Genomic DNA, 8,739 nt, shown 5'->3' on the forward strand with positions numbered 1-8,739 from the left:
GCCCAGCCCCCCGGAGACGCCCCGTCGATGATGGTCTTCGAACGCCGCCTGCTGACCCGCGACCGCGGCGCCGGCGTGCTGGAGAAGCTGTGGCTGATCCCCTGGAGCTTCGTCCTGCTGCTCTGCGCGGTGGCCGCCGTCGGCTATGTCGCGCTCTATTCCGCCGGCGGCGGCGCGGCCGAGCCCTATGCCAGCCGCCACGCCCTGCGCTTCGGCTTCAGCCTGGTGATGATGCTGTCCATCGCCATGATCGACATCCGGGTGATCGCGCGGCTGTCCTGGGCCGGGTGGCTGTTCGGCCTCGGCCTGCTGGTGCTGGTCGCGGTGCATGGCCAGGTGGGCAAGGGGGCGCAGCGCTGGATCGAGCTCGGTCCGATCCAGCTGCAGCCCTCCGAGCTGATGAAGATCATGCTGGTCCTGGCGCTGGCCCACTGGTTCCACCGGGCGAGCTGGGAGCGCGTCGGCAACCCGCTGTTCCTGATCCCGCCGGTGATCGCGGCGCTGGTGCCGGTCGGGCTGATCCTGAAGCAGCCGAACCTGGGCACCGGGCTGATCACGCTGATGGTGGGCGGCGCCATCTTCTGGGCGGCCGGCGTGCGCTGGTGGAAATTCGCCATCCTGATCGGCGCCGCCGGCGGCATCGCGCCGATCGCCTATGAGCATCTGCACGACTACCAGCGCGCCCGCATCCAGACCTTCCTCGACCCCGAGAGCGACCCGCTCGGCGCCGGCTACAACATCATCCAGTCGAAGATCGCGCTGGGCTCGGGCGGCATCTGGGGCAAGGGCTTCCTGCAGGGCACCCAGGGCCACCTGAACTTCCTGCCGGAGAAGCAGACGGATTTCATCTTCACCATGCTGGCCGAGGAATTCGGCCTGGTCGGCGCCATGTCGACGCTGGCGCTGCTGGCGCTGGTCGTCGGCTTCGCGCTGCTGGTGGCGATGCGCTGCCGCCACCAGTATGGCCGGCTGGTCGCCATCGGCCTCGGCGTCAATTTCTTCCTCTATGTCTTCGTCAACATCGCCATGGTGACGGGCAGCATTCCGGTGGGCGGCGTGCCGCTGCCGCTGATCAGCCATGGCGGCTCGGCGATGCTGACCACCATGCTGGGCTTCGGCCTGCTGATGTCGGTCTGGGTGCATCGCAATGCAGAATTCAGCGCCACGCGCGACTGAAGGGCTTGCGCTTGGCGGGGGATGGGGTAAAAGCCCGCCTCACCTGAGCGGGGCGGCGACCGAGCCCCGCAGCGGTGGGGCGCATAGCTCAGTTGGTAGAGCAGCTGACTCTTAATCAGCGGGTCCTAGGTTCGAGCCCTAGTGCGCCCACCAACCCACCTCGGAACCGGTCATGCCAGGAAGGCGCCTTCGGGTTTCTTCAAGGCTGGGGCGCATAGCTCAGTTGGTAGAGCAGCTGACTCTTAATCAGCGGGTCCTAGGTTCGAGCCCTAGTGCGCCCACCAACCTGTCCCCTGACACTCTCCCGACGATCGCGATGACAGGCAGCTGCCTCAGCAATCAGAAGGCGCGGGCCTCCGCCGCCTCGATCCAGTCATCCCATTCCACCGCGCGCCGCAGCGCATCCGCGCGCGCGAGCTGCAGCGAGGAATAGGGCTGCCCCTCCCGGCCATCGACTTCCAGCGTGTAGGGCTGGGCGCGGCCGATATGCAGCCGGATCCGGATCGGATAGCCGCTGAGGCAGAGGGTGAGGTCGGACACCTTGGTGATCCAGTCACGGGGGTGACGGGGATCTGCGGTGCCGCCGGGGGGGAGACGTGCAATCACCCGGCCATACCAGCAGCCCGGCCGCGCGGCGCGCAAGCCAAGACCGCGCGGCGCAAGCAAACGTCCCGCGCAGGGTTTCCCGGCAGGGGAGGCTAAGCTGTTCGCATCGCTGGCAAAACCCCGTGAGCACAGGGGCGCTGCGGCGCTGTGATAGCGCAGTTATGATCGGAGGACGGGTGCCCTGGAGCCGGATCGTCGCCTGGCCACGAAGTTTGCAACAGGCCCGGCGGCGGCGGGTTCCCGCTGGAACCCCTCATAAGTTAAAAAACCCGGCGACGTGGCGCCGGGGCCCCGGCTCAGCCGGCGCGGCGCATCGCCGGCAGCCGGCTTTCGATCAGCGCGGCATGCACCCGCTGCTGCAGCCCGGGCAGGCTGGCGAAGAGCGGGCCTTCGGCGCCGCGCGCGGCCGGGTCGGTGGCGATGAAGCGCCAGCTGCCCTCCTGGGTGACCGCGACGCCGATGAAACGGCCGTCGATGACGACGGGCCGGGATCTGATCATGACAAACTTCCTGGGGCTGCCCCGTGCAGACCGGGGTGGCAGCCGTGTGGCTGGGCTAGGCGTTCGGGAGGTGCCGCGCGATCCTGGAAGGGACCTGGGGGGCGGCGGTGAGATGACCGTTCCCTAACCCGGAAACAAGCAGCGGCGGCAGGTATAAAGCGAATGTGTACCATGCTGGCAACGAGGGACTGGGTAAGAGCACGGTAACAATTTGTGCGTCGCAAAATAATGCGACGTCGAAGACTGGTGCTTCTCAATAAATGTCGCGGCGGTAGCGCCCCGCGGCCGCCATCGCCTCCAGCGCCGGCGCGCCCAGCCAGGCCTCCAGCTGCCCGTGCACCGCCGGCGCCATGCCCGCCCTGCCGCCGCAGACGTAAAGACACGCGCCGTCGCGCAGCCAGGCGCGGCATTCGCGCTCGCGCTCGGCCAGGGCGTGCTGCACGTAGCGCTGGCAGGGCGCCTCGCGCGAGAAGGCCAGGTCCAGCCGCGCCAGGCAGCCGGTGCGGCGCCACCGCTCGATCTCGGCGCCGCCATGGAAGTCATGCGCCCGGCTGCGCTCGCCGAAGAGCAGCCAGTTGCGGTGCTGGCCGCGGGCGATGCGCTGGCTCAGATGCGCGCGCAGCCCGGCCATGCCGCTGCCATTGCCCAGCAGGATCAGCGGGCAGCCATCGGGCGGCGCGTGGAAGCCCGGATTGGCGATGACCCGGCCGGCGATGGCGGCGCGCAGCGGCAGCCCCTCGGTCAGCCAGAAGGAGCCCAGGCCGGGCCGGCCATCGGGCCCGCGCAGCTGGCGGACCAGCAGCTCGGCATGGCCCTCGGCGCCGATCGAGGCGATGGAATAGCGGCGCAGCGCGCCATGCCCGCCGCGCGGCTGCACCTCCAGCAGGTCGCCGGCCTGCCAGGCCTGGGCGGCCGGCGGCGTCAGCCGCAGCCGGTACAGCGCGGCGCCGGGGCTGCCCCGGTTGATCCAGTCGCGCTGCACCAGCCGCCAGGGCAGCAGCATCGGCGCCGGCGACAGCTGCACGCCGCCGGCCGCCCCCAGCCGTTCCAGCAGCGCCTGCCAGGCGGCCAGCGCCGTCTCGCTGGCGCGGTCGGCCTCGATGGGCGGCGTCAGCGGCCGGGCGCCGCTGCGGGCCAGCCAGGCCGCCAGCTGCCGGCCGAAGGCGCAGAAATCGGGATAGGCGCTGTCGCCCAGCGCCAGGATGGCGGTCTCCAGCCCGGCGAGCGCGGCGGGCGCCCGCATCACCTGGCGGGCGAAGCCGCGGGCGGCGTCGGGTGGCGCGCCCTCGCCATGGGTGCTGACGATGAGCAGCGCCCGCCCGGCCCGGGCCAGCGCCGCGGCGTCGAGCTGGGCGAGCGGCCGCAGGGAAACCTCGACCCCGCCGGCGCGCAGCGCCGAGGCGCTCTGCTCGGCCAGGCGCAGCGCCAGGCCGGTCTGGCTGGCATGGGCCAGCAGCAGGGGCCGCCGGTCGGGGGCAGGGGCCGCCCGCCGCCGCCGGAACAGCCCGGAGAAGATGGTTACATCTCCACCCATTGGCGCAGCAGGTTGTGGTAGGCGGCGGTCATGCCCAGCACGCCCGGGTGGCTGTCCGGCAGGTCGGCGCGGATCTTCATGATCGACTGGTCCATCTCGAACAGCAGGCGGCGCCGGCTGTCCTCCTTGATCATCGACTGGGTCCAGAAGAAGGACGACCAGCGGCTGCCGCGCGTCACCGGCTCGACCCGGTGCAGGCTGGTCGCGGGATAGAGCACCAGGTGGCCGGCCGGCAGCTTCACCCGCTGGGTGCCGTAGGTGTCCTCGATCACCAGCTCGCCGCCGTCGTAGTCTTCCGGATCCGTCAGGAACAGGGTGGAAGAAACGTCGGTGCGGATGCGCATATTGGCGCCGGGGACGAAGCGGATGGCGTTGTCGACATGCGCGTGGAAGGTCATGCCGACGTCGTAGCGGTTGAACAGCGGCGGGAAGACCCGCAGCGGCAGCGCCGCGCTGGTGAAGGTCGGGTTCAGCCCCAGCGCCTGCAGGATGATGTCGCCGAGCTCGCGCGACTGCGGCGAGTTCTCCGGCACCTGCAGGTTCAGCTTGGCCTTGCCGGACTGCTCGCCGGCGGTGACGCGGCCATCGACCCAGGCGGCTTCCTCCAGGATGCGGCGGCAATGGGCGACCTGCTCGGCGGTCAGGACATTCGGAATATGCACCAGCATGGGCGGGCTCGCTCTGGCGATGGGTCAGTTCATGCAGCAAGGGGGGAGCCGCGATGCGGCTCCCCCCTGTTCCGGCCTCGGAGTTCGGGCCGGGCTCAGAAGTCGGCCGCCACCGTGAACAGCACGGTGCGCCCGGCCGACGGAATGACGCGGCTGCCGAAGACGGCATCGTAGTTCAGCGCGTCGCCCAGGTTGTAGCCGTTCACCTGCACCCGCAGCCGGTCGTTGATCCGGTGCGAGATCATGGCGTCGACCGAGAAGTTGGACGGCGCCTCGGCGGTGTTGGCGGCGTTCAGGAAGACCTGGTCGCGCCAGGTGATGCCGCCGCCGACCGTCAGGTTCCAGGGCTGGCCCTTGTTGATCTCATAGGTGGTCCAGACCGCGGCCGCGTTCTCCGGCACGTACTGCACCCGCTTGCCGACATTCGCCGCCGTGGTGGACTTGCGGGTCTCGCTGTCCATCCAGGTGTAGTTGGCGATGATGTTCCAGGCCGGCGTGATCTGGCCGGTGATGCCGATCTCGACGCCCTGGTTGCGCTGCTCGTCGCTGGTCTGGAAGGCGACGTTGCTGACCGGGTCGACCGCGTTGGCGTTCGACTTCTCGATGCGGAACAGCGAGCCGTAGAGGCCGAGGCGGTTGTCGAAGAAGCCGACCTTGGCGCCCAGCTCCCACAGCGTGTTGCGCTCGGGGTCGAGGTCGTTGCGGAAGGCGCCGACGGTGCTGTTCTGCGTGGTGAACAGCGCGCCCGGCGGCGTCGTGGACGTCGAGTAGGTGCCGTAATAGGTCTGCGTCGGCGTCGGCTGCCAGACGATCGAGGCGCGCGGGTCGACCACGGTGTTCTTGGCGTCGATGTCGGTGCGGGCGTTGGTCGCCAGCGTCACCGCCTCATGGTCGACCTCGTAGCGGCTGATGCGGACGCCGCCGATCAGCGACAGCTCCGGCGTCAGCCACAGCCGCTCGTTCAGGAAGGCGGCATAGGTGGTGATGCCGGTCTCGCGGGTGTTGCTGGCAGCGCCCCGGGCCAGCGACAGGTCGCCGTCGCCGCCGAAGATCGAGGCGGTGGGGCGGGCGGTCAGGTAGCTGTAGCCGGTGCGGTCGATATTCTCGTAGGAGACGTCGATGCCGCCGACCAGCTCGTGCCGGAAGGCGCCGGTGGTGAAGCGGGCGGTCGCCTGGGCGACGTTCTGGATCGCCCAGCTCTCCTGGTGATACGGCGCGCCGGCGCCGCTGACCGTGACCGAGGCCGGGCGGCGGCCGCGGAAATTGCCGATGCAGGTGGCGTCGCAGCTGACCACCGAATAGGCGAAGTCGCGGTCGATGATGCTGAGCCGCGTGTCGTTGCTCAGCGTCAGCCAGTCATTCGCCTTGTGCGAGACGCGGGCGGTCAGCATGTCCACCGTCGTCTTGTCGCGGTCGGTGTCGGTGCCGTACCAGGTGCCGCGCGGCAGGCCGAACTCGGTGGCCGGGCGGGTGATGCTGCTGCCCGGCGTCGCCACCAGCGGAATGCCGGCGTCCGTCGTGTTGTTGTACTGGTAGTGCTGGTAGTGCAGCGAGACGGTGGTGTCGGTGCCCAGGCCGAAGGCGATCGACGGCGCGATGCCGAAGCGCCGGCTGTCGACGTCGCTGCGCCCGACGACGCTGCTGTACTGCCCCATCATGTTCAGCCGGATCGCGCTGGTCTCGCCGATCTGCTGGTTGATATCCAGCGTGCCGCGGGCAAACGGCCCCATGCCGCCGGTCGCCGTCATGCCATAGCTGTTGCCCAGCTGCGGCAGCCGCGTGTTCACCGCCACGCCGCCGCCGACCGAGCCGGTGCCCAGCGCGAAGCCCGACGGGCCCTTGATGACCGAGACATCCTCGTAGGTGAAGGCGTCGCGGGTATAGGCGCCGAAGTCGCGCAGGCCATCGACATAGATGTCGTTCTGGGCGGCGAAGCCACGGATGCGGAACTGGTCGCCGTTGACGCCGCCATTGCCCTCGCCGATCGAGGCGGTGATGCCGGGGACGTTGCGCAGCGCCTGTTCCAGCGTGGTGACGTTCTGCTGCTCCAGGATCTCCCGCGGCACCACGTTGATGGTCTGCGGCGTGTCCTGCACCGTGCCCTGCAGGCGGCCGACCGGGGCCTGGCGCTGCAGCGTGTTGGCCGGCGCCGAGCCCTGCACGTCGACGGCGGGCAGCGACGTCGTGCCCAGGACAGTGCCGGGCGCGGTGCCGGCGCTGCCCTGCGCCAGCGCCGCGCCCGGCAGGCCGAGGGCGATGCCCGCCATCCAGGCTGCGGAATTCGTCCCCGTCCGGGAACCGGTTGCGCTTGTCATGCGGAAATCCTGCGAATGAGAATGCTTCTCAGTCCCTTATGTTTCCCCTGGTAACCGGTCAATCCCGTTTGGCGCTGCGCTGCGGCAATCTTGCAAATGCGACTTTTTTGCAATACCTCCCCGGACGCGCCGCGCTGGACTTCGCGGCCGCCGGCAGGGAAGGTCGCCCAGCGATTTCCTGAAGCAAAACAAGGAGCACCGCCCGATGCAGCGCCGCAGCCTGGCCGCCGGCCTCTTCCTCGCCCCGCTGATGGCGCCGCTCCTGCCCGGCCGTGCCCTGGCCCAGGGCACCGCCCCCGAGCAGCGCGCCGTGCGCCGCTTCTACGCCGACCTCGGCCAGGCCATGTTCGAGGACTCGCTGGCCGCGGCGAAGCAGCTGCACCAGGCGGTCGCCAGCTTCCTGGCCGCCCCCTCGGAGGCCGGCCTCGCCGCCGCCCGCAGCGCCTGGATCGCGGCCCGCGAGCCCTATATGCCCACCGAGGCGCTGCGCTTCGGCAACCCCGAGATGGACGAGCGCGAGGGCCGCGTGAACGCCTGGCCGCTGGACGAAGGGCTGATCGACTATGTCGACCCGCGCTACGGCACCGAATCCGACGAGAACCCGCTCTATGCGGCGAACATCATCGCCTCCCGCAGCCTGAAGTTCGGCGACGAGACCCGCGACCTGTCCACCCTGACGCCCGCGCTCATCGAGGGCCTGCACGAGGCCGCCGGCGTCGAGGCCAATGTCACCATCGGCTACCACGCCATCGAGTTCCTGCTCTGGGGCCAGGACCTGAACGGCACCGGCCCCGGCGCCGGCGACCGCAAGTTCACCGACTACACCACGGCCGACAACGCCGACCGCCGCGGCCAATACCTGAAGATCGTCTGCGACCTGCTGCTGCGCGACCTGCAGGACATGCTCGACCAATGGCTGCCGGGCGGCGCCATCCGCAAGCGCCTGGCCTCCAGCGAGCCGCGGCAGGTGCTGACCGTCATGCTGACCGGCATCGGCAGCCTCTCCTACGGCGAGCTCGCCGGCGAGCGCATGAAGCTCGGCCTGATGCTGCACGACCCGGAGGAAGAGCATGACTGCTTCTCCGACAACACCCATGCCAGCCACCGCGGCAATATCCGCGGCATGGTCGCGGTGTGGCGCGGCGAATACCGGCGCCTGGACGGTTCCACCATCCGCGGCGCCAGCCTGCGCAACCTGGTCGACCGCACCGACCGCCGCCTGCGCGAGGAAATGGACAGCGGCTTCGCCGCGACCGAAGCCGCCTTCGACGCCATCGTCCAGCGCGCCACGACGAAGGAGGCCTACGATCAGATGCTCGCCGAAGGCAACAAGGAGGGCAACGCAACCCTCCAGGCCGGCATCGACGCCCTGCTGGCCCAGACCCGCACCATCGAGCGCATCGTCGCCGCCCTGAAGCTGCCAGCCATCAGCCTGGAAGGCTCGGACAGCCTGGATGATCCGAGCAAGGTCTTTAAGTAAAAGGTCGGGGGAATGAATTCCCCCGAACCCCCATCTTTTTTCTGATGAACGGCTGTTTTCAGACCTTCGCAACAGCGGCAGCGGCGGCATGGCTGCTCGGTGGGGCGCCAGCCAAAAGCCAGGACCTGCGCAACAGCTACCGCCAGCCGGAAGCCAGGCAAGGACTGGACTTCCGGCTCGGCGACAGCATCTTCCGCAAGCTCTGGGTCCAGGCGCCCAGCTCGACCAAATCCTCGGACGGGCTGGGGCCGCTCTACAACGCCCGCTCCTGCGCCTCCTGCCACACCCGCAACGGCCGCGGCCCGATGCCCGTCGGCGAGGAACCGCCGCTCTCCCTGCTGTTCCGCGTTGTCGGCCGTGGTGTAGTCGGTGAACTTGCGGTCGCCGGCGCCGGGGCCGGTGCCGTTCAGGTCCTGGCCCCAGAGCAGGAACTCGATGGCGTGGTAGCCGATAGTGACAT

7 protein-coding genes, 2 tRNA genes and 2 pseudogenes are annotated in these 8,739 nt (G+C 69.7%); 5 read left to right on the forward strand and 6 right to left on the reverse strand.

Features of this window, described 5'->3' with window-relative positions; translation table 11 throughout:
• The first annotated feature begins 30 nt into the window (after positions 1-30).
• The 3 genes from rodA (at position 31) to GVN67_RS26590 (ending at position 1,460) form a co-directional block, all read left to right on the forward strand.
• Positions 31-1,176, forward strand: coding sequence for a rod shape-determining protein RodA (gene rodA / locus GVN67_RS26580; protein WP_160000343.1), 1,146 nt, complete (start codon positions 31-33; stop codon positions 1,174-1,176).
• Between the two features lie 77 nt (positions 1,177-1,253).
• A tRNA-Lys gene (locus GVN67_RS26585) sits at positions 1,254-1,329 on the forward strand.
• 55 nt (positions 1,330-1,384) lie between these two features.
• Positions 1,385-1,460, forward strand: a tRNA-Lys gene (locus GVN67_RS26590).
• Between the two features lie 55 nt (positions 1,461-1,515).
• On the opposite strand, the gene GVN67_RS26595 is transcribed toward GVN67_RS26590, so the two are convergent.
• The 5 genes from GVN67_RS26595 to GVN67_RS26615 all read right to left on the reverse strand — a co-directional run bounded on the left by GVN67_RS26595 (position 1,516) and on the right by GVN67_RS26615 (position 6,751).
• Positions 1,516-1,716 carry a hypothetical protein gene (locus GVN67_RS26595; RefSeq protein WP_160000337.1) on the reverse strand — a complete coding sequence of 67 codons (201 nt, stop codon included), beginning with the start codon at positions 1,714-1,716 and terminating at the stop codon, positions 1,516-1,518.
• A gap of 362 nt (positions 1,717-2,078) precedes the next feature.
• A complete protein-coding gene (locus GVN67_RS26600; protein ID WP_160000338.1) occupies positions 2,079-2,282 on the reverse strand; it encodes a hypothetical protein in 204 nt (67 codons plus the stop codon).
• Between the two features lie 253 nt (positions 2,283-2,535).
• Positions 2,536-3,816 (reverse strand): sulfite reductase subunit alpha, encoded by a 1,281-nt coding sequence (locus tag GVN67_RS26605; protein ID WP_160000339.1) that lies wholly within the window; start codon positions 3,814-3,816, stop codon positions 2,536-2,538.
• Entirely contained in the window at positions 3,801-4,484 is a 684-nt protein-coding gene (locus GVN67_RS26610) for a Fe2+-dependent dioxygenase (RefSeq protein WP_160000340.1), read from the reverse strand. The genes GVN67_RS26605 and GVN67_RS26610 overlap by 16 nt, the downstream gene beginning before the upstream one ends.
• Positions 4,485-4,579: 95 nt before the next feature.
• A complete protein-coding gene (locus tag GVN67_RS26615) occupies positions 4,580-6,751 on the reverse strand; it encodes a TonB-dependent siderophore receptor (RefSeq protein WP_235035530.1) in 2,172 nt (723 codons plus the stop codon).
• Between the two features lie 253 nt (positions 6,752-7,004).
• Here GVN67_RS26615 and GVN67_RS26620 point away from each other — a divergent pair, with 253 nt between their 5' ends.
• Together GVN67_RS26620 and GVN67_RS29815 are read left to right on the forward strand one after the other, a co-directional pair.
• A complete protein-coding gene (locus GVN67_RS26620) occupies positions 7,005-8,279 on the forward strand; it encodes an imelysin family protein (protein ID WP_160000342.1) in 1,275 nt (424 codons plus the stop codon).
• Between the two features lie 44 nt (positions 8,280-8,323).
• Positions 8,324-8,533: pseudogene (locus GVN67_RS29815) on the forward strand (hypothetical protein); the annotation flags it as partial.
• Between the two features lie 108 nt (positions 8,534-8,641).
• Here the strand turns inward: GVN67_RS29815 and GVN67_RS26625 are convergent.
• Positions 8,642-8,731, reverse strand: a pseudogene (locus GVN67_RS26625) (imelysin family protein); the annotation flags it as partial.
• Positions 8,732-8,739 lie beyond the last annotated feature (8 nt).

The organism is Roseomonas sp. 18066 (assembly GCF_902706185.1).
GTDB lineage: Bacteria > Pseudomonadota > Alphaproteobacteria > Acetobacterales > Acetobacteraceae > Pseudoroseomonas.